The 20131-nt window shown below is 64.7% G+C and carries 21 protein-coding genes and 1 pseudogene; 16 read left to right on the forward strand and 6 right to left on the reverse strand.

Annotated features, from left to right (window positions below; all coding sequences use genetic code 11):
* Positions 1-147 precede the first annotated feature (147 nt).
* Positions 148-648: a GbsR/MarR family transcriptional regulator gene (locus MB901379_RS04195; protein ID WP_158015496.1), complete on the forward strand. Its 501-nt coding sequence runs from the start codon at positions 148-150 to the stop codon at positions 646-648.
* A 42-nt stretch (positions 649-690) separates the two neighbouring features.
* On the opposite strand, the gene MB901379_RS04200 is transcribed toward MB901379_RS04195, so the two are convergent.
* Together MB901379_RS04200 and MB901379_RS04205 are read right to left on the reverse strand one after the other, a co-directional pair.
* Positions 691-1170, reverse strand: a complete 480-nt coding sequence (locus MB901379_RS04200) for a DUF3060 domain-containing protein (protein ID WP_158015497.1) — start codon at positions 1168-1170, stop codon at positions 691-693.
* Positions 1171-1214: 44 nt separating this feature from the next.
* Positions 1215-1592 (reverse strand): DUF3060 domain-containing protein, encoded by a 378-nt coding sequence (locus MB901379_RS04205; protein ID WP_158015498.1) that lies wholly within the window; start codon positions 1590-1592, stop codon positions 1215-1217.
* Positions 1593-1863: 271 nt separating this feature from the next.
* On the opposite strand from MB901379_RS04205, the gene MB901379_RS04210 reads away from it, so the two are divergent.
* From MB901379_RS04210 to MB901379_RS04250, 9 genes and pseudogenes are all read left to right on the forward strand, one after another.
* On the forward strand, positions 1864-2511 hold the full coding sequence (locus MB901379_RS04210; protein ID WP_158015499.1) for a TetR/AcrR family transcriptional regulator: 648 nt from the start codon (positions 1864-1866) through the stop codon (positions 2509-2511).
* A gap of 373 nt (positions 2512-2884) precedes the next feature.
* A complete protein-coding gene (gene rpsL / locus MB901379_RS04215) occupies positions 2885-3259 on the forward strand; it encodes a 30S ribosomal protein S12 (protein ID WP_003879423.1) in 375 nt (124 codons plus the stop codon).
* Positions 3259-3729, forward strand: a complete 471-nt coding sequence (gene rpsG / locus MB901379_RS04220) for a 30S ribosomal protein S7 (RefSeq protein ID WP_158015500.1) — start codon at positions 3259-3261, stop codon at positions 3727-3729. The genes rpsL and rpsG overlap by 1 nt, the downstream gene beginning before the upstream one ends.
* A gap of 116 nt (positions 3730-3845) precedes the next feature.
* The gene (gene fusA, locus MB901379_RS04225) at positions 3846-5951 is read left to right on the forward strand and encodes an elongation factor G (RefSeq protein WP_158015501.1); all 2106 of its coding nucleotides are present in this window, start codon (positions 3846-3848) and stop codon (positions 5949-5951) included.
* A 135-nt stretch (positions 5952-6086) separates the two neighbouring features.
* Positions 6087-7277 carry an elongation factor Tu gene (gene tuf, locus MB901379_RS04230; protein WP_158015502.1) on the forward strand — a complete coding sequence of 397 codons (1191 nt, stop codon included), beginning with the start codon at positions 6087-6089 and terminating at the stop codon, positions 7275-7277.
* A gap of 154 nt (positions 7278-7431) precedes the next feature.
* A pseudogene (locus MB901379_RS04235) lies at positions 7432-8310 on the forward strand (PE family protein); the annotation flags it as partial.
* Positions 8311-8465: 155 nt separating this feature from the next.
* Positions 8466-9260, forward strand: coding sequence for an SHOCT domain-containing protein (locus MB901379_RS04240; protein ID WP_158015504.1), 795 nt, complete (start codon positions 8466-8468; stop codon positions 9258-9260).
* Positions 9261-9361: 101 nt separating this feature from the next.
* The gene (locus MB901379_RS04245; RefSeq protein ID WP_158015505.1) at positions 9362-10189 is read left to right on the forward strand and encodes a mycofactocin-coupled SDR family oxidoreductase; all 828 of its coding nucleotides are present in this window, start codon (positions 9362-9364) and stop codon (positions 10187-10189) included.
* Positions 10190-10198: 9 nt separating this feature from the next.
* Positions 10199-11428 (forward strand): NAD(P)/FAD-dependent oxidoreductase, encoded by a 1230-nt coding sequence (locus tag MB901379_RS04250; RefSeq protein ID WP_158015506.1) that lies wholly within the window; start codon positions 10199-10201, stop codon positions 11426-11428.
* Here MB901379_RS04250 and MB901379_RS04255 read toward each other — a convergent pair.
* The 4 genes from MB901379_RS04255 to mftR are packed head-to-tail and all read right to left on the reverse strand — an operon-like array spanning position 11425 to position 14958.
* The gene (locus MB901379_RS04255; protein WP_158015507.1) at positions 11425-12726 is read right to left on the reverse strand and encodes a VOC family protein; all 1302 of its coding nucleotides are present in this window, start codon (positions 12724-12726) and stop codon (positions 11425-11427) included. The genes MB901379_RS04250 and MB901379_RS04255 overlap by 4 nt on opposite strands.
* Positions 12723-13253: an RNA polymerase sigma factor gene (locus tag MB901379_RS04260; protein ID WP_232021982.1), complete on the reverse strand. Its 531-nt coding sequence runs from the start codon at positions 13251-13253 to the stop codon at positions 12723-12725. Before MB901379_RS04260 ends, MB901379_RS04255 begins: the two co-directional genes overlap by 4 nt.
* Positions 13254-13306: 53 nt before the next feature.
* Complete coding sequence (locus MB901379_RS04265; protein WP_232021983.1) at positions 13307-14365, reverse strand: DUF2332 domain-containing protein; 1059 nt, start codon at positions 14363-14365, stop codon at positions 13307-13309.
* Complete coding sequence (gene mftR, locus MB901379_RS04270) at positions 14362-14958, reverse strand: mycofactocin system transcriptional regulator (RefSeq protein ID WP_158015509.1); 597 nt, start codon at positions 14956-14958, stop codon at positions 14362-14364. The genes MB901379_RS04265 and mftR overlap by 4 nt, the downstream gene beginning before the upstream one ends.
* A 102-nt stretch (positions 14959-15060) precedes the next feature.
* On the opposite strand from mftR, the gene mftA reads away from it, so the two are divergent.
* From mftA to mftF, 6 genes are all read left to right on the forward strand, one after another.
* Positions 15061-15150: a mycofactocin precursor MftA gene (gene mftA, locus MB901379_RS04275; RefSeq protein ID WP_158015510.1), complete on the forward strand. Its 90-nt coding sequence runs from the start codon at positions 15061-15063 to the stop codon at positions 15148-15150.
* Positions 15110-15427 carry a mycofactocin biosynthesis chaperone MftB gene (gene mftB / locus MB901379_RS04280; protein WP_158015511.1) on the forward strand — a complete coding sequence of 106 codons (318 nt, stop codon included), beginning with the start codon at positions 15110-15112 and terminating at the stop codon, positions 15425-15427. The genes mftA and mftB overlap by 41 nt, the downstream gene beginning before the upstream one ends.
* Positions 15424-16620: a mycofactocin radical SAM maturase gene (gene mftC / locus MB901379_RS04285; RefSeq protein ID WP_158015512.1), complete on the forward strand. Its 1197-nt coding sequence runs from the start codon at positions 15424-15426 to the stop codon at positions 16618-16620. The genes mftB and mftC overlap by 4 nt, the downstream gene beginning before the upstream one ends.
* Before the next feature lie 2 nt (positions 16621-16622).
* Positions 16623-17795, forward strand: a complete 1173-nt coding sequence (gene mftD, locus MB901379_RS04290; RefSeq protein WP_158015513.1) for a pre-mycofactocin synthase MftD — start codon at positions 16623-16625, stop codon at positions 17793-17795.
* 170 nt (positions 17796-17965) lie between these two features.
* Complete coding sequence (gene mftE, locus MB901379_RS04295) at positions 17966-18721, forward strand: mycofactocin biosynthesis peptidyl-dipeptidase MftE (protein WP_158015514.1); 756 nt, start codon at positions 17966-17968, stop codon at positions 18719-18721.
* Positions 18718-20127 (forward strand): mycofactocin biosynthesis glycosyltransferase MftF, encoded by a 1410-nt coding sequence (mftF, locus tag MB901379_RS04300; protein ID WP_158015515.1) that lies wholly within the window; start codon positions 18718-18720, stop codon positions 20125-20127. The genes mftE and mftF overlap by 4 nt, the downstream gene beginning before the upstream one ends.
* The last annotated feature ends 4 nt before the right edge of the window (positions 20128-20131 follow it).

A 20131-nucleotide genomic window follows, 5' to 3' on the forward strand; every position in this document is an offset into this window, starting at 1 on the left:
CCCGGAGTGTTCCGGCCCGATCGCCTTGTTCGGTGGCGAAGTCCGGAACGCTCATTGGTGGCTTCCCTCCTGTGCATGAGATGGTGCCAGTCTGGCGGACGCAGCCCCAAAAGAAATCTACTAAAATTTCAGAGTACAGTGAAACTTGTGAGCGTCAACGACGGTGTCGATCGTGCAGGCACCGATGCTGACATTATGGAATTCGTCGAGCAGATGGGCGGATATTTCGAGTCCAGCGGCCTGACCCGGCTGGCAGGCCGGTTGTTGGGCTGGTTGCTGGTCTGTGATCCCGAGCGGCAATCCTCGGAAGACCTGGCGACCGCGTTGGCGGCCAGCAGCGGCGGGATCAGCACCACGGCCCGGATGCTGATCCAATTCGGGTTCATCGAGCGGCTCGCAGTCGCCGGGGATCGGCGCACCTATTTTCGGTTGCGGCCCAACGCCTTCGCGGCCGGCGAGCGTGAGCGGATCCGGACCATGGCCGACCTGCAGAACCTGGCTGACGCCGGGCTAAAGGCGCTGGGCGATGCTCCGCCGGAGCGTAGCCGCCGGCTGCACGAAATGCGGGACCTGTTGACATATATGGAGAAAGTCGTCTCGGACGCGCTAGGGCAATACGGCCAGGCGACCGAAGCGGACGACGCGTGAGCGGCGCCACATCGGCGGCCGTCGCCGCGGACTTGGTCCGGGTCAGCCCTTCTTGATGCTGTTGCCCGATCCGACGTTGTCGACTACCGGGTCGCCGTCCTTATAGGTAACGGTGTTGTTGAGACCCAGTACCGTGATTCGCTGATCGATCTTGTCGAAGGTGATCTTGTTGTTCATCCCGCTAATGCTCACCGTCGCGCAGGTGCCGGACACGGTGAGGGTGTTGTGCGATCCGGCGACATTCAACGACTTGCCCTCGGCGCAGTCAATGGTGGCGGTCGTCCCGACCGATCCGTAGTTCAGCGTGTTGCCGATCTCGATCGACGCGGTGGTGGTAGGACCGTTCGATGGTGCGGGCGAGGCCGTCGCGCCGCTCGTTGTGGCTGAGGGCGCCGAGCTGGTGCTGGAAGCGGCGGGGGGACTGGCTGTCTGACTGCAGCTGGCCAGCCCGAAGACCAATGGGGCCACGGCCAGTGTCAGAGCAATCGTCGTCGAACGGGGCGTGGGGAGGTGGGCGCGCATGGGCTCCTCGATTCTTGGCGGCGCGTGGTCCGAACGTGAGTACTCTAGGGGCCCACTCGTTGGAGCCGGTTGACCATACCTAGCTCGCGGCCACGGTCCCAAATGAACGGATCTCCGTTATGGAAGAACACGGTCTCGTCCCAGCCGTAGACGGTGATGTCATTGATCACCGTGTCGGCCACGACGGTGTTGGACGAACCCATCACCGTCACCGCCCAGCAGGTTCCCTTCGCGGTGACGATGTTCTGGGTGCCGTTGACAAACAACGTGGAGTCGTTGCAGTCCACTGTCTGCTCGATGCCCTCGCCGGTCACATGGGTGTCACCGTTTTTGGCGTGCGCGACCGGCGCGGGGGCGGCCGGCAGGGCGGCGATGGTGAGGGCGCAGGTGGCCAGCGTTCCGGCGGCGGTCGTCCATTTCACTGCGGGCCCCCTTCGTTGGGTGCGTGATCAGCATTGCGTTCAGCCGTCCACTCAGCCTAGGGCCATTGCCCGGCGCGACGACAGCCTCCGATGCAGATAGTTGCGCCGCGAATCCGAGCGGTTTCTGGGTTTCCCGGCGCCGCGTCACGCGCTGCGTCCGGCGCGCCGGGTCAACTAGAGTCGTTCGCAAATCTAGAGTCATTGGTTGAATCGAAGGCGACTACTTAGCGCGGTGACCACCGACCGTCGTCGCAACTGAAGGGCGATCGTCATGGCAGCTTCGCCGGAAGCGCAGGCAGCGGCTGGGCGTCAGCGTGCAGCGAAATCCACGGCGCGCCCGGCCAAGTTGAGCCGCGACGCCATCGTCGATGGAGCCCTGACATTCCTGGACCGAGAGGGCTGGGACTCGCTGACCATCAATGCCTTGGCGACGCAGCTGGGGACCAAGGGGCCGTCGCTGTATAACCATGTGGACAGCCTGGAAGATCTGCGCCGTGCGGTGCGGATTCGAGTGATCGACGACATCATCACGATGCTGAACAGGGTGGGCGAGGGGCGTTCGCGTGACGACGCGGTGCTGGTCATGGCCGGTGCCTACCGTAGCTACGCGCACCACCACCCCGGTCGGTACTCGGCCTTCACCCGGATGCCGTTGGGCGGTGACGACACCGAGTACGCCGCCGCGACTAGAGCCGCCGCTGCGCCGGTGATGGAGGTGCTGTTCTCGTACGGGCTCGGGGCGGAAGAGGCCTTCTATGCGGCGCTCGAGTTCTGGTCGGCGATGCATGGCTTCGTGTTGCTAGAAATGACCGGCGTGATGGATGAAATCGATACCGACGCGGTGTTCTCCGACATGGTGTTGAGGCTGGCGGCGGGGATGGAAAGACGTACCGCGGGAACCGTCGCAGAGCCAGACTGACGTCCGTCGAGTCAGAGCCGATGTCTTCGGGTGTGGCGGTGTGCAATGCTGCATCTCAGGTGCGCGAGCGAGGTTGCGTGGTCAGTTGGGGCTCCACTTTGACCTGCCTGACCGGCGACGGGTATTGTGGTTGCTCGTGCCTGGCGGCCTACAGCGCCTGACGTGAGGGCGTGGATGCCGGGCCAATTCGCATGTCCATGACTTTGCGGGCCACGCGGATTGAGTTCGGGGCCAACCGCATGCGACACACCCGGCCGCGGGGTGCGGGATGGCTCCGAGGCGGCGCATAACTGCAGTACCAAAGATTCGATATAGCGCGAGGACTGAAGCTGGTCCTCAACAGAATGTGAACAGCGACACAGAAAGCCGGTAGATGCCAACCATTCAGCAGCTGGTCCGCAAGGGTCGACGGGACAAGATCGGCAAGGTCAAGACCGCGGCTCTAAAGGGCAGCCCGCAGCGCCGTGGCGTATGCACTCGCGTGTACACCACCACTCCGAAGAAGCCGAACTCGGCGCTTCGGAAGGTTGCGCGTGTCAAGCTGACCAGCCAGGTTGAAGTCACTGCCTACATCCCCGGTGAGGGCCACAACCTGCAGGAGCACTCGATGGTGCTGGTGCGTGGTGGCCGGGTGAAGGACTTGCCCGGTGTGCGGTACAAGATCATCCGCGGTTCGCTCGACACCCAGGGCGTGAAGAACCGCAAGCAGGCTCGCAGCCGTTACGGCGCCAAGAAGGAGAAGAGCTAATGCCGCGCAAGGGGCCCGCGCCCAAGCGTCCGTTGGTAAACGACCCCGTCTACGGGTCGCAGCTGGTTACCCAGCTGGTGAACAAGGTCTTGCTGAAGGGGAAGAAATCGCTGGCCGAGCGCATTGTTTATGGCGCGCTCGAGCAGGCTCGCGACAAGACCGGCACCGATCCCGTGATCACCCTCAAGCGTGCTCTCGACAACGTCAAGCCCGCCCTGGAGGTGCGGAGCCGCCGCGTCGGTGGTGCCACCTACCAGGTGCCCGTCGAGGTGCGTCCGGACCGGTCCACGACGCTGGCGCTGCGCTGGCTCGTCGGCTACTCGCGGCAGCGCCGGGAGAAGACGATGGTCGAGCGCCTGGCCAACGAGATCCTGGATGCCAGCAACGGCCTCGGGGCTTCGGTCAAGCGGCGCGAGGACACTCATAAGATGGCCGAGGCCAACCGCGCATTTGCGCATTATCGCTGGTAGATAATTGCGGGTCGGCCCGGAAACGGCGAAGGCAGCGGCCCTCGGGAGAAGTCCGGGACGCACCGCCAGCAGCGACAGATAGCTAACAAAGTAACCGAAAGAGTGGGAAGACTTCTGTGGCACAGAAGGACGTGCTGACCGACCTGACCAAGGTCCGCAACATCGGCATCATGGCGCACATCGACGCGGGCAAGACCACGACGACAGAGCGCATCCTCTACTACACCGGTATTAGCTACAAGATCGGTGAGGTGCATGACGGCGCCGCCACCATGGACTGGATGGAGCAGGAGCAGGAACGCGGTATCACCATCACCTCCGCGGCCACCACCTGCTTCTGGAATGACAACCAGATCAACATCATCGATACGCCGGGTCACGTGGACTTCACTGTGGAAGTCGAGCGTTCACTACGCGTTCTCGATGGCGCCGTCGCAGTGTTCGACGGCAAAGAGGGTGTTGAGCCGCAGTCCGAGCAGGTCTGGCGGCAGGCCGACAAGTACGACGTCCCGCGCATCTGTTTCGTCAACAAGATGGACAAGATCGGTGCCGACTTCTACTTTTCCGTGCGGACCATGGAGGAGCGGCTGGGCGCCAACGCGATTCCGATCCAACTGCCGGTCGGCTCGGAGGGCGACTTCGAAGGCATCATTGACCTGGTCGAGATGAATGCCAAGGTGTGGCGCGGAGAGACCAAGCTCGGGGAGACCTACGACACCGTCGAGATCCCCGCCGAGCTGGCCGAGAAGGCCGACGAGTACCGCACCAAGTTGCTTGAGGCCGTTGCCGAAACCGACGAGGAGTTGCTGGAGAAGTACCTCGGCGGCGAAGAGCTCACCGTCGCCGAAATCAAGGCCGCGATCCGCAAGCTGACCATCAACTCGGAGGCGTACCCGGTGCTGTGCGGCAGCGCCTTCAAGAACAAGGGTGTGCAGCCGATGCTCGACGCGGTCATCGATTACCTGCCTTCGCCGCTGGATGTGCCGCCGGCCGAGGGCCACGCACCGGGCAAGGAGGACGAGGAGGTCAGTCGGAAGCCGTCGACCGACGAGCCGTTCTCCGCGCTGGCGTTCAAGGTCGCCACACATCCGTTCTTCGGCAAGCTCACCTATGTCCGGGTGTACTCGGGCAAGGTTGACTCTGGCAGCCAGGTCATCAACTCCACCAAGGGCAAGAAGGAACGGCTGGGCAAGCTGTTCCAGATGCACTCCAACAAGGAAAACCCGGTGGATACGGCCAGTGCCGGTCACATCTACGCGGTGATCGGGCTTAAGGACACCACCACGGGTGACACCCTGAGCGATCCGAATCAGCAGATCGTGCTGGAGTCGATGACCTTCCCCGACCCGGTCATCGAGGTGGCCATCGAGCCCAAGACCAAGAGCGACCAGGAGAAGCTGAGCCTGTCGATCCAGAAGCTCGCCGAGGAGGACCCGACCTTCAAGGTGCACCTGGATCAGGAGACCGGCCAAACCGTGATTGGCGGAATGGGCGAGCTGCACCTGGACATCCTGGTGGACCGGATGCGCCGCGAGTTCAAGGTCGAAGCCAACGTCGGCAAGCCGCAGGTGGCCTACAAGGAGACCATCCGTCGGGTGGTCGACAGCGTCGAGTACACGCACAAGAAGCAGACCGGTGGTTCGGGTCAGTTTGCCAAGGTGATCATCAAGCTCGAGCCTTTCACCGGCGAAGACGGCGCCACCTACGAATTCGAGAGCAAGGTCACCGGTGGTCGCGTTCCTCGCGAGTACATCCCGTCGGTGGATGCGGGTGCCCAGGACGCCATGCAGTATGGCGTGCTGGCCGGCTACCCGCTGGTGAACCTGAAGGTGACCCTGCTCGACGGTGGTTTCCACGAGGTTGACTCGTCGGAGATGGCGTTCAAGATTGCCGGTTCGCAGGTGCTGAAGAAGGCTGCAGCACAGGCACAGCCGGTGATCTTGGAACCGATCATGGCCGTCGAGGTCACTACGCCCGAGGACTACATGGGTGACGTGATCGGCGACCTGAACTCCCGCCGTGGCCAGATCCAGGCCATGGAGGAGCGGGGTGGTGCGCGCGTCGTCAAGGCGCACGTGCCGCTGTCGGAGATGTTCGGCTACGTCGGCGACCTACGGTCCAAGACTCAAGGCCGGGCAAACTACTCCATGGTGTTCGACTCGTACGCCGAAGTGCCGGCGAACGTGTCGAAGGAAATCATCGCGAAGGCGACGGGCGAGTGAGCGAAGCTCACGAGTGAGGAGTCGAGCAATCGGCGCCAGGTAGACAGGGAGTAACCTGGCTCGGTTACTACCGCGGCATAAGTGAAAACATCAACACTGCTTTTTTAAGCACCAACAGTCCAGGAGGACACAGAAGTGGCGAAGGCGAAGTTCCAGCGGACCAAGCCCCACGTCAACATCGGGACCATCGGTCACGTTGACCACGGCAAGACCACCCTGACCGCGGCTATCACCAAGGTCCTGCACGACAAGTACCCCGACTTGAATGAGTCGAAGGCGTTCGACCAGATCGACAACGCGCCTGAGGAGCGTCAGCGCGGTATCACGATCAACATCGCGCACGTCGAGTACCAGACCGAGAAGCGCCACTATGCGCACGTCGACGCCCCTGGCCACGCCGACTACATCAAGAACATGATCACCGGTGCCGCCCAGATGGACGGCGCGATCCTGGTGGTCGCGGCCACCGACGGCCCGATGCCGCAGACGCGTGAGCACGTGCTGCTCGCCCGTCAGGTCGGTGTGCCCTACATCCTGGTTGCGCTGAACAAGTCCGATGCCGTCGACGACGAGGAGCTGCTTGAGCTCGTCGAGATGGAGGTCCGGGAGTTGCTGGCGGCCCAGGAGTTCGACGAGGACGCTCCGGTCGTCCGGGTCTCCGCGCTCAAGGCACTCGAGGGCGACGCGAAGTGGGTCGAGTCCGTCGAGGAGTTGATGAACGCGGTCGACGAGTCCATCCCGGACCCGGTTCGTGAAACTGACAAGCCGTTCCTGATGCCCGTCGAGGACGTCTTTACCATCACCGGCCGTGGCACCGTTGTCACCGGGCGGGTGGAGCGCGGCATCATCAATGTGAACGAGGAAGTCGAAATCGTCGGCATCCGCCCGAACACCACCAAGACCACGGTCACCGGGGTGGAGATGTTCCGCAAGCTGCTCGACCAGGGCCAGGCCGGTGACAACGTCGGCCTGCTGCTGCGTGGTGTCAAGCGTGAGGACGTCGAGCGCGGCCAGGTCGTGACCAAGCCCGGGACCACCACCCCGCACACCGAGTTCGAAGGCCAGGTGTACATCCTGTCCAAGGACGAGGGTGGCCGGCACACGCCGTTCTTCAACAACTACCGGCCGCAGTTTTACTTCCGCACCACCGACGTGACCGGTGTGGTGACGCTGCCGGAGGGCACCGAGATGGTGATGCCCGGTGACAACACCAACATCTCGGTGAAGCTGATCCAGCCCGTCGCCATGGACGACGGCCTGCGATTCGCGATCCGCGAAGGCGGCCGCACTGTCGGCGCCGGGCGGGTCACCAAGATCATCAAGTGATCCACTAGCGGTGTTCGCCGGGCTGGCGCCCGGCCAACCCGGTGTAAAAAGCCCCCGAAACCGAGGTTTCGGGGGCTTTTTCGTTTGCTTGTGCAAACACCGGGACGGCGACGGTGTTCGGTTCTATGATCTGACTCAGAATCAGGAGGGCCATATGTCTTTCGTGATTGCCGGGCCCGAAATCATGTCGGCCGCCGCTACGGATCTAGCAAATATTGCCGCGGCCATAGGCGCCGCGAACGCCTCGGCGGCCTTTCCGACATCGGCGGTCCTGGCCGCCGGTGCCGACGAAGTGTCGGCGGCCATCGCGGCGGTGTTCGGCGCACATGCGCAGGCCTATCAGCGGGTTGGTGCGCAGGCGGCACAGTTCCACGCCCAATTTGTCGAACTGCTGACCCGGGGTGCGTCGCAATATGCCGCGGCCGAGGCGACCAATGTCGAACAGCAGCTGCTCGATGTGATCAACGCCCCCACGCGGCTGCTGTTGGGGCGCCCATTGATCGGCAACGGATACGACGGGGCGCCGGGACAAGCGGGCGAGCCCGGCGGCATCCTTTGGGGCAACGGCGGCAACGGGGGAGCCGGCAACGCGCCCGGTATGTCTGGTGGCGCCGGCGGAGCGGCGGGACTGCTCGGCAACGGCGGCAACGGTGGGGCGGGATACAACAGCGATGGTTTCGCGGTCGGCAACCGCATCCCCGCCGGCACCCACGGCGGAGCGGGCGGTCACGGCGGTCTGCTATATGGCAACGGCGGGGCCGGTGGTGCCGGTGGTGCGGGCGCGCCCGCGAAAATGGGTGGCGGGTTCACCGCCTTCGCGACGGCCGGTGGTGATGGTGGTGCCGGCGGCGACGCCTGGTGGTTCGGTAGCGGCGGGGCCGGCGGGACTGGTGGGGCCGCCGGGTCGGCGCCCCTGACGCTGGGTGCCTTGGGCGGCATTGGCGGGGCTGGTGGCCGCGGCGGTCTCCTCTTCGGCGTCTCCGGCATGGCTGGAGTGCGCGGGGTCAGCACGGGCATCAACTGGCCCGGCGGCCAAATCGTCTGAGGGTGATGCGCCTCCGCGGCGGCGCCGGGACGAGTTGGCCCGACCCGGGGTGAGCGGCCGCTAATCGCCGAATGTGTGATCGGTAGCGGCCCGATCGGCGTTACTGTGGCATCACCTTTTCCGGCGAAACGAGGAGCAAACAGATGCTGGCGCGCTACCTCAAGATGCAGCTGTTGGTGCTGGTGTGCGGTGGTTTGGTCGGGCCGATCTTCCTGATCGTCTACTTCGCCCTCGGGCTGGGGGACCTGCTGAAGTGGATGTTCTATGCGGGCCTGATCATCACCGTGCTCGATGTCCTGGTTGCGCTGGCGTTGACCAACTGGGGGGCAAAGACGGCGGCCAAGAACTTAGCGCTCGAGCAAAGCGGGGTGCTGGCGCTTGCCCAAATCACGGGTCTCACCGAGACCGGAACCCGGATCAACGAACAGCCGCTGGTAAAGGTCCACCTCCACATCTCCGGCCCCGGAATCACACCCTTTGATACCGAAGACCGGGTTATCGCCAGCGTGACCCGTCTTGGCAACCTCACGGCGCGCAAGCTCGTCGTCCTGGTCGATCCCGCCACCGGCCAATATCTGATCGACTGGGAGCGAAGCGCTTTGGTCAACGGTCTAGTGCCCGCGCAGTTCAGTGTGGCCGAGGACAACGCAACCTATGACTTGAGTGGGCAGGCCGGTCCACTGATGGAGATACTGCAGATTCTCAAGGCGAATGGCATTCCGCTGAATCGGATGGTCGACATCCGGTCGAATCCTGCACTGCGGCAGCAGATTCAGCAAGTAGTACGTCGTGCCGCCCAGCAGCAGGCGCCGGCGGCGGCCGTCCCGCAGGGCTCGATCGCAGAGCGGCTGCAGGAGCTGGAGTCGCTGCGAGCCAGCGGAGTGGTGAATGACGACGAGTATGCCAGTAAGCGTGCCCAGATCATCGGTGAAATCTGAGCTCGGCTCCTGCTCGCCCGCTCGGTGGGCGGCATCGTCGCCGGGGGTTAGAACACGTTTCAATTTCGCTGTTAGCCTGTCAGTCGGCGAGAGGGGAACAGGTGGCCGAACGGGCTGGATCACTGCAAGGACGGGTGGCGTTCATCACCGGCGCTGCCCGCGCTCAGGGGCGTTCGCATGCGGTGCGGCTGGCCCGGGAGGGTGCCGACATCATCGCGTTGGACATCTGCGCACCGGTGTCTGACAGCATCACCTATGCGCCGGCCACCGCTGACGATCTCGACGAGACCGTCCGTGCGGTGGAAGCCGAGGGCCGCAAGGTGCTGTGCCGCCAGGCCGATGTCCGCGACGGTGCGGCCCTCCAGCAGCTGGTTGCCGAGGGCATGGAGCAGTTCGGCCGCCTCGACGTAGTGGTGGCCAACGCCGGTGTGCTTGGCTGGGGCCGGCTCTGGGAACTAACCGATGAGCAGTGGGACACCGTCATCGGCGTCAACTTGACCGGCACCTGGCGCACCCTGCGCGCCGCGGTGCCGGCGATGATCGAGGCCGGCAACGGTGGCTCCATCGTGGTGGTCAGCTCCTCGGGGGGTCTAAAGGCCACCCCGGGCAACGGTCACTATGCGGCCAGCAAATACGGGCTGGTCGCGCTGACCAACACGCTGGGGATCGAGCTCGGCGAATTTGGCATCCGGGTTAACTCCATTCATCCGTATTCGGTGGACACCCCGATGATCGAACCGGACGCGATGATGCAGGTGTTCGCCAAACACCCCCGATATGTCCACAGTTTTCCGCCAATGCCGCTGCAGTACAAGGGTTTTATGTCCTCAGATGAGGTATCCGACGTCGTTGTGTGGCTGGCCAGCGACGGGTCAGGAACCCTGACGGGTGCGCAGATCCCCGTCGACAAGGGCGCCTTGAAGTATTGACGCGCGATCGTGTATGAACTCCACGTGACCAGTAGCGAGGCTGTGAAACAGGGAATCGGGGCCCAAGGGATCGTGATTGTCGGCGGCGGACTGGCCGCGGCCCGAACCGCCGAGCAGCTGCGTCGGGCGGATTACTCGGGTCCGATCACCATTGTCAGCAATGAGGTGCACCTGCCCTATGACCGCCCGCCGCTGTCCAAGGAGGTGCTGCGCAGCGAGGTCGACGACGTGGCCCTTAAGCCGCGTGAATGGTATGACGAGAAAGCCATCACCCTGCGCCTGGGTTCGGCAGTCACCGGCCTTGACATCAAGGCGCAGACCGTGACGCTGGCCGACGGAACCGAGCTCGGCTACGACGAGCTGGTCATCGCAACAGGCTTGGTGCCGCGGCGCATCCCAAGCTTTCCCGATCTCGCCGGTATTCGGGTGCTGCGCTCATTCGACGAATGCATGGAGCTGCGGAACCACGCGTCGGCGGCGAAACACGCGGTCGTGGTCGGCGCCGGCTTTATCGGCTGTGAAGTGGCGGCCAGTCTGCGTGGTCTCGGCGTGCATGTTGTGCTGGTCGAACCGCAGCCAACGCCGCTGGCGTCGGTGCTGGGCGAGCAGATCGGTGAGTTGGTCGCGCGGCTACATCGTGCCGAAGGCGTCGACGTGCGGACTGGCCTTGGGGTGGCCGAGGTGCGCGGCGCTGGGCATGTCGAGACGGTGGTGTTGACCGACAGCACGGAACTCGACGCGGACCTGGTGGTTGTCGGTATTGGTTCGCACCCGGCGACAGACTGGCTGGCGGGTAGCGGCATCGAGGTCGACAACGGCGTGATTTGCGACCAAGCCGGGCGCACCAGCGCGCCGAAGGTGTGGGCACTTGGTGACGTCGCTTCCTGGCGCGATCCGATGGGACACCAAGCGCGCGTAGAACATTGGAGCAACGTTGCCGACCAAGCGCGTGTCGTGGTTCCCGCCCTGCTGGGCCGTGAGGTGCCGTCCAACGTGGTTGTTCCCTATTTCTGGAGTGACCAATACGACGTCAAGATCCAGTGCCTGGGTGAGCCGCACGCCACCGATATCGTGCATCTGGTCGAGGACGACGGCCGAAAGTTCCTCGCCTACTACGAGCGGGACGGTGTGCTGGTCGGTGTGGTCGGCGGCGGGGTACCCGGGAAGGTGATGAAGGTGCGCGCCAAGATCGCAGCCGGCGTCCCCATCGCCGAAATGCTGAACGACGCCCAGGGTTAGAATTCACCCAAGTAAAAGCGTGTGCCTTGATCGTCGACGCATTCGGCGGATTTGCCGTACGGTTGAGGCGACGGTGGCGCGAGTACGGTACCGCCGGCATCGCGGACTCGTGCAACCGCCGCATCGATATCGGCGACCGTCCACATCGGGACCGTTCTTGCGGTTTGGCACCCGCCCGCCGCGCCGGCCATCGGATGGACGGACTGCACCTGCCAGCCGTCCGCAACGCGGCCGGGGGTGAAGGTCCACCGCAGTACCCGGCCGTAGAAGTCACGGAAGGCCGCGGAGTCGACCACCTCGTAGGTGACGTAGGATAGCTCTCCTGGCCCGGACCCGTTGACTTGCGGGCGTTTCCGGCCAGCGGTGGGTTCGAAGACCGCGAATGCGCCACCCTGCGGGTCGGTAGCGTCCATGACGACCCCATGCTCGGACCGGCGGGCGGTGGTCACGGTGCCGCCCGCTGCGGTGATTGCGGCGCGGGCGGCGGCCAGATCGCTAACGGCGTAGCAACAGAACAGGGTTGGCGGTCCCGGTCGGCGGTGGATGCCCGTTGGAAGATCGGTATTGGTGACCTGCTGTGAGCCGGGATCGTATGTCCAGCCCAGGACATGTCCATAGAATGCGGCCGCGCGGTCTGCATCGGGAGTCTGCACGGAAACGTAGCCAATGTCGCCATGCTGGATGCTGGCGACGGGTGTGGCGATGGGTCCACTGAGCATCCAGCGGTGGCCGAATGGGTCGATGATGGTGGCGCTACGTGAGCCATAGTTTTCGTGGATCTCGCGCACGACGATGGCACCGTGTTCGCGAGCCCGCTCTAGGGCCGCATCGGTATCCGCGACATGCAGCATCAGGCTGACCGAAACGGAGCCAGGAGTGGGAGCTTTGAGACCAAGCTCGGGGTACTCGTCGGCCAGGTAAAATATGCCGCTTGTCAACTCGACTTCCGCATGCCCAATTCGGCCGTCGTCCATGACGATTGGACTCCCAACCACCCTGCCGCCGAGGGCGTCGGCGTACCAGGCGATCGCGGCCCGTGCGTCGGCCACGCATAGGTAGGGCAGTGCGGCCGGGCGGGGCGCGGAATCCCGGCCGCGGGAGGTGTCATTCAAGTCTGACACAGCTTGGGTGGTAGTAGTCATAACCATCCTTTCGGTTGCAGCGGGCAACGACAGTACCGCTTCCAAGCGTCGCCGCAGCCGCGCGGCGAACGTCGGATCGGGTTGCACGGGAAGGTCATCGGCGTGCAGCACGCGCAATGGGTCTGCCAGCGGTTCCCGCTGGTCGCGTTGACTCATGACGTGCCTCCCTCCATGTGCTCTTTGAACGCCTTGCGGGCCCGCACCAGCAGCGCCTCGGTGGCATGCACGGTGCGCCCGATCAGCTCGGCGCACTGACCGACCGAGCAGTCGTCCATATAGCGCAACACCAGCACCGTTCGATGCGGCTCACTAAGTTGAGCCAACACACGTTCGGCGACGATGCGGTCCAGCGCGGCGTCCCATTCGTCGATGGGGTCGGTTGCCTCGGGTGGCTCTGCGACCGGCATCGACCACCGGTTATGCCGCCGCCGATAGTGGTCGGCCAGTTTGTGTCGCGCCACGCCGAGCAACCACGGAATGGCGATCGGTGGCGGATCGCTTTCACGCGCCGGGTCGCAAGCCAGTTCCGCGGCGGCCAGAAAGGTCTCCGACGTCAGGTCCTCCGCCGTTCCGCGATCACCACAGCGCCGGATGAAGTACCCGTACACCACCGGCAACGCCGCGTCGTACAGGGCCAACAGCGTGCGGCGAGCGTCGGACCGTCGGTCCGCTTGCGCGCTCACACTTTTATCGTCGCGGTGGCGAGCCAAATTCCGACGCCGTCGGGGCAAGAAAGTTACCGCCAGTCCACCGGTGGTCCGTGAGCATGGCATTCGCCCAAGATGCCGCGCTGGCCGTCCGGCCAGGTTGCGGCGCGTACCAGAAACCTCAGTGGGCTGCCGGGGCCATCGCGCGCCGGCTCCAGGGTGAGGTGGGCGAAGGGAGAGCCCGGGCCGGCCTGCGCGGACAGTTCCTCGACTCGGCCGCGAACAACGGCGCGTTCGTCGTCGCCGAGATACTGCCAGGTGATCGAATGCCACAGCACCGTCAACGCACCTTCGGTTAGCTTCAGCCTGGCGACCCCGTCGGCGGCGGTCCGGCGCTCCAGCTGCGCCGGGACTTTCCGGGCGACCGTGATGGCGCCACGTAACCGCTGCAGCCGCGCACGTTGGTCCGGCCAGATATAGCTCAACACGGTCAGTTCTCCGTCGGCGCCGGTGACGTCGATGGGGGCGACGTCGTAGCCGTGGCGCTCGACGATACGCACCGTACCCGGCGGCGGCAATTGACCGTTCCAGGCATTGTCGATCGTGACCGGCGAGTCGGCCGGGCCCCACGTGCTCCCGGGATAGCGGTAGTGGTAATGGTCGGCCCGCAGATTCAGGCCAGCACTTGATCCGATCTCGAAAAGGCGTACTGGTAGCCCAAATTCGTGATTGATGCAGAGGAGTCCGCCGATCAGCACGGCCGATCGGCCAACCTCGTTGGTCTGTGGCGGCAGGGCCAGCGCCGCGCGTAGTTCATCGGTGTGCGTGGTCGCGGTGCGCACGATGTCGGGCCAGGCCGCCGTGGCGTCCCAGCTGCCGCCGGTGCTGGGATACCAGCGGCGCAAGGACGGTGCGCGGCCGTCGAGCACCATTCGGTGCAGGCCGCCGAGGAGGCGCAGTGGCACCGCATCGCGAGATGGGTCGTCTTCGTGCCCGCACAGGACGGTCGCAAACACACCACCCGCTTCGACATCGGTGGCGACCAATTCGAACAACTCGCCGTACATCGGTGAACCGGCGCCGGCGCAGAAGCGTCCTTGCGCGCGCAGGGTGTGCAGCAGGTGCTCGACGCCGTCGGCACCGGTCACGGGTCCAGGCCTGCCAGACCGGAGGCGACGATGTCGAACGCGTTCCCGAGCGCCTCTGGCAGCGAGACCGATTCGTCGCCCAACCAGTGTTCGTAGGCGGACAGCGCTACTCCGAGCATCGTCCAGGCAACCGTCTGCGGCAGGAGGGCGGCTGCCTTCATGCCCAACCTCTCAGCGACGAAGCCGGCGATCACCGCTCGCCAACCGGCGTACATTGTCATCGAATATGCTTGTAGTTCAGCGGTTTCCAGTATTACGCGCATGCGCTGGCGGTGCCGGATGGTCTCGGACTCGTCGAAGGTGTTGAAGGCCAATAGCGCCTCGCGTAGCGCCTTGGCCAGCCGCACCTTGGGATCGACGTTGTCGAGCAGTTCCTGCAGCTGGGCAAGGTGGGTATCGAAGTCTCCCCAGGGAATCGCGTTCTTGGAGGCGTAGTAGCGAAATAGCGTGCGTCGGGCGATACCGGCTGCCTGCGCGACGTCGTCGACGCTGACCTCGTCGAACCCGCGCGCAGTGAACAGCTCGATGGCAACGTCGGTGATGTGATGCGGCGTCGTCGAGCGGCGACGGCCCACCCGCGACCCGTGCGTCATCCAACCCGCCCTTCCATTTCGGCACTCGATGCCATATTCTGACCACGATTGTGACCAGAACCACTCCTCATTGTCGAGGCGCCACGACGAAAGGCCAACCAGATGGACCACGAGACCCAGACCGACCCCGAGCTCGTCACCGAGACCCTGGTTGAAGAGGTGTCCATCGACGGTATGTGCGGGGTTTACTGACCCGGTGTTCGACCCTGACTGCGGCTGGCGGTTGCACCCCCAGGTGGCGGTTCGGCCCGAGCCCTTCGGCGCGCTGCTCTATCACTTCGGCACCCGCAAGCTGTCGTTTCTGAAGAATCGCATCATCTTGACGGTGGTGCAGTCGCTGGCCGACCATCCCGACGTGCGGTCCGCCTGCCGTGCAGCGGGCGTGGCCGACGCGAGCCAAGAGCCCTACCTGCACGCACTTGATGTGCTGGTCGGTTCCAACATGCTGGTGCCACAGGAGAACGTATGACAGCCGAAGTGCCCCGGCTCATCGAGCGATTCGAACGCGGGCTCAATGCGCCGATCTGCCTGACCTGGGAGTTGACCTATGCCTGCAATTTAGCCTGCGTGCACTGTCTTTCGTCGTCGGGAAAACGCGATCCACGCGAGTTGTCCACGCGCCAGTGCATGGACATCCTCGATGAACTGGAACGGATGCAGGTGTTCTACGTGAACATTGGTGGCGGCGAACCCACTGTGCGCCCGGACTTTTGGGAGCTGGTGGACTACGCGACCGGGCACCACGTCGGGGTGAAGTTCTCCACCAACGGGGTTCGGATCACTCCCGAGGTTGCGGCCCGGTTGGCCGCCAGCGACTACGTGGATGTCCAGATCTCGTTGGACGGTGCCACCGCCGAGGTCAACGATGCCGTCCGTGGTACCGGTTCATTCGCCATGGCGGTGCGCGCGTTGGAGAACCTGGCCGCGGCCGGGTTTGCCGAAGCGGGCGGTGCCAAGATCTCCGTCGTCGTCACCCGGCACAATGTCGCCCAGCTCGACGAATTCGCGGCGTTGGCAGGCCGCTATGGTGCCACCTTGCGGATCACCCGGTTGCGGCCGTCGGGACGTGGTGCCGACGTTTGGGAGGACCTGCACCCCACCGCTGATCAACAGGTTGCGCTGTATGACTGGTTGGTCGCCAAGGGCGAGCGAGTGCTCACCGGCGACTCGTTCTTTCACCTGTCACCGCTCGGCGAATCCGGTGCGTTGTCCGGACTGAATATGTGTGGAGCGGGTCGGGTGGTGTGCCTGATCGACCCGGTGGGCGATGTGTATGCCTGCCCGTTCGCCATCCATGACCGCTTCCTTGCAGGAAATGTGCTGTCCGACGGTGGTTTTGACAACGTGTGGAGGAATGCCGAGCTGTTCCGCGAGCTGCGCGCCCCGCAATCTGCGGGAGCCTGCGGTAGCTGCGGGCACTACGACAGCTGCCGGGGTGGCTGTATGGCGGCGAAGTTCTTTACCGGACTGCCGATGGATGGGCCGGATCCTGAATGCGTGCAAGGTCGCGGCGAACCGGCGTTGGCGCGGGAGCGGGACACCCCACGACCCCGGGGCGACCACTCACGGGGCCACCCGATCAGCAAGCCCGTACCCCTGACGCTGTCCATGCGACCTCCCGACCGGCCGCCCGTCCGCCTCTGCAACGAAAGCCCGGTGTAGCCGTGGCCGACGAGTGGTTTGAAACGGTAGCGATTGCCCAGCAACGGGCAAAGCGGAGGTTGCCAAAATCGGTGTATTCATCTTTGATCTCGGCCAGCGAAAAGGGAATTACCGTCTCCGACAATGTCGAGGCATTTGGTGAACTCGGCTTTGCGCCCCACGTAATCGGCGCGCTGGATAAGCGTGACTTGTCGACCACCGTTATGGGACAAGATATTTCGATGCCAGTACTCATCTCGCCGACCGGTGTGCAGGCCGTCGACCCCGATGGTGAGGTCGCGGTCGCGCGGGCCGCGGCGGCCCGTGGCACCGGGATGGGATTGTCGTCATTCGCCAGCAAGCCGATCGAAGAGGTCATCGCCGCCAACCCCAAGACCTTCTTTCAGATCTACTGGCTCGGTGGCCGCGACGCCATCGCGCAGCGCGTCGAGCGGGCACGGCAGGCCGGCGCAGTCGGCCTCATCGTGACCACCGACTGGACGTTCTCGCACGGGCGCGACTGGGGCAGCCCCAAGATTCCCGAGGAGATGAACCTGCGGACCATCCTGCGGCTGTCTCCGGAGGCAATCGTGCGTCCCCGATGGTTGTGGAAGTTCGCCAAGACCCTGCGTCCACCGGATCTGCGGGTGCCCAATCAAGGCCGGCGCGGTGAACCCGGCCCCCCGTTCTTCGCGGCGTACGGCGAGTGGATGGGGACGCCGCCGCCGACCTGGGAAGACATCGCCTGGTTGCGTGAACTGTGGGGCGGGCCATTCATGCTCAAGGGTGTGATGCGCGTCGACGACGCAAAAAGAGCTGTGGATGCCGGTGTTTCGGCGATCTCGGTTTCTAACCACGGCGGCAATAATCTCGACGGCACACCCGCTTCGATTCGCGCGCTGCCGGCCGTTGCCGCAGCGGTCGGCAACCAGGTCGAGGTGCTGCTGGACGGCGGCATCCGGCGGGGCAGCGATGTCGTCAAGGCGGTGGCGTTGGGCGCCCGAGCCGTGATGATCGGCCGAGCCTACCTTTGGGGTCTAGCGGCCAACGGTCAAGTCGGTGTCGAGAACGTTCTTGACATCCTGCGTGGCGGCATCGACTCGGCGCTGATGGGCCTCGGGCATGGCAGCGTCCACGATCTGCGGCCGGACGACATTCTCATGCCCGCCGGATTCATCCGGAAACTGGGTGGGTAGTCCGAGCGCCGCTACGCGCCGATGACCCAGATACCACAGAAATGAACGGTCGGCTAGAGAATCACTGGTACGGGCGTGGCAGCCGTGGCAGACGAGTTGAATTTGACCCGCTTGATCCTTGAGCCGAGAAAAAAATATTTGTAGGAGTGGTAACAATCGGTGCACGCCAGGTGAATTCGTCCTACCATCGGCGAGTGCCCGTAGTCGGCGAACTAGCGAGTGCGACGTCGAGCCAGCTATCAAGCATCTCGGCGTCGATAATTGTCCCGCTGGGGTCAACTGAACAACACGGCCCGCACCTGCCGCTGGATACCGACACCCGGATCGCGACCGCTGTCGCCCGGGCGGTGGCCGGGCGCGGCCACGACGGAGGTCGGTCGGAGTCTCGATCGGGCTGGCTGGTGGCGCCCGCGATCGGCTACGGCGCCAGCGGTGAGCACCAAAGTTTCGCCGGAACGATCTCGATCGGTACCGAGGCGCTGACGATCCTCCTGGTGGAGTACGGTAGGTCGGTGGCTTGCTGGGCCCAACGCCTGGTTTTCGTCAATGGTCACGGCGGCAACGTCGGCGCATTGGGCCGCGCGGTGCGCCTGCTGCGGTCCGAAGGTCGCGATGCCGCATGGTGTCCGTGCGTCTCCGCGGGCGGTGACGCCCATGCCGGGCATACTGAAACGTCGCTGTTGCTGTATCTTTCGCCGGACACGGTGCTCGCGGATCGGCGGCTGGTGGGAAACGCCACGCCGCTGCCCGAGTTGTTGCCGGCGATGCGCCGCGGCGGGGTTGCCGCGGTCAGTCCAATAGGAGTCCTGGGAGATCCGACCACCGCAAGTGCGGCGGAGGGACGGCGGATCCTGGCGGAGATGGTCGAGGATTGCACGCGACGAGTCACCCAGTGGTTGCCCGGACCCGACGGGATGTTGACATGACTGCAACCCGACTGCCGGACGGGTTCGCGGTGCAGGTTGACCGCCGCGTGCGGGTGCTAGGTGACGGCTCGGCCTTGCTTGGTGGTTCGCCCACCCGGCTGCTGCGGTTGGCGCCGGCCGCCCAAGACATGCTCTGCGACGGCCGCCTGAAGGTGCGCGACGACGTCAGCGCCCAGCTGGCGCGCACCCTGCTGGACGCCACGGTGGCCCATCCGCGACCGGCCACTGGTCCGTCGCATCGAGACGTCACCGTGGTTATACCCGTGCGCGACAATGCAGCTGGGGTACGCCGGTTGGTGGCCTCTCTTCGGGGGCTGCGCGTCATCGTGGTCGACGACGGGTCGGTACGCCCGGTGGAGCTCGAGGACTTCGCGGGTGCTCACTGCGACATTGAAGTGTTGCACCATCCACGCAGCAAGGGGCCGGCAGCGGCCCGCAACACCGGGTTGAACGCCTGTGCCACCGACTTCGTGGCATTTCTGGATTCCGACGTGGCGCCCCGGCGTGGTTGGCTCGAAGCGTTGCTCGGCCACTTCTGTGATCCCACCGTCGCGTTGGTTGCACCACGCATCGTGGGTCTGGCGCCCAGCGAGAATCCGGTGGGCCGCTACGAAGCGGTGCGCTCGTCACTGGACCTAGGTCAGCGGGAGGCGCCGGTGCTGCCGCACAGCTCGGTGTCCTATGTTCCCAGCGCCGCGATCATCTGCCGCGCTTCAGCCATCCGGGCGGTGGGTGGATTCGACGAGACCCTGCACTCCGGCGAGGACGTTGACCTGTGCTGGCGGCTTATCGAAACCGGCTCTCGGCTGCGGTACGAGCCGATTGCGCAGGTGGCCCATGACCATCGGACCGAATTGCGGGACTGGGTTGCTCGCAAGGCGTTCTATGGCGGTTCGGCCGCGCCGCTGTCCGTGCGTCACCCCGGGAAGACGGCGCCGTTGGTGATTTCCGGCTGGGCGCTGATGGCTTGGGTGCTGATGTCCATGGGTAGCGGCATATGGCGGCTGGCATCGTTGGTCATCGCCGTGTTGACGGGTCGCCGGGTTGCCAAGATCCTGGGCAGCGCCGAGACGTCACTGGGGGATGTGTTGGTGGTGGCCACCCGTGGGTTGTGGGCGGCGGCACTGCAATTGGCGTCGGCGATATGTCGACACTATTGGCCGGTCACCTTGGTGGCGGCCCTCCTGTTTCCGCCGTGCCGGCGGGTCGTGGTCGTCGCGGCAGTCGTCGATGGGGTAGTTGACTGGCTGGGCCGCCGCGCCGCCGCCGACGATAGCGAACGCATCGGACCGCTGACCTATCTACTGCTCAAGCGTGTCGACGACCTGGCTTACGGGCTGGGCTTGTGGTACGGGGTGCTGCGCGAGCGCAATTTCGGTGCGCTCAAACCGCAGATCCGGACATAACGGC

The organism is Mycobacterium basiliense (assembly GCF_900292015.1).
Classification (GTDB): Bacteria; Actinomycetota; Actinomycetes; order Mycobacteriales; family Mycobacteriaceae; genus Mycobacterium; species Mycobacterium basiliense.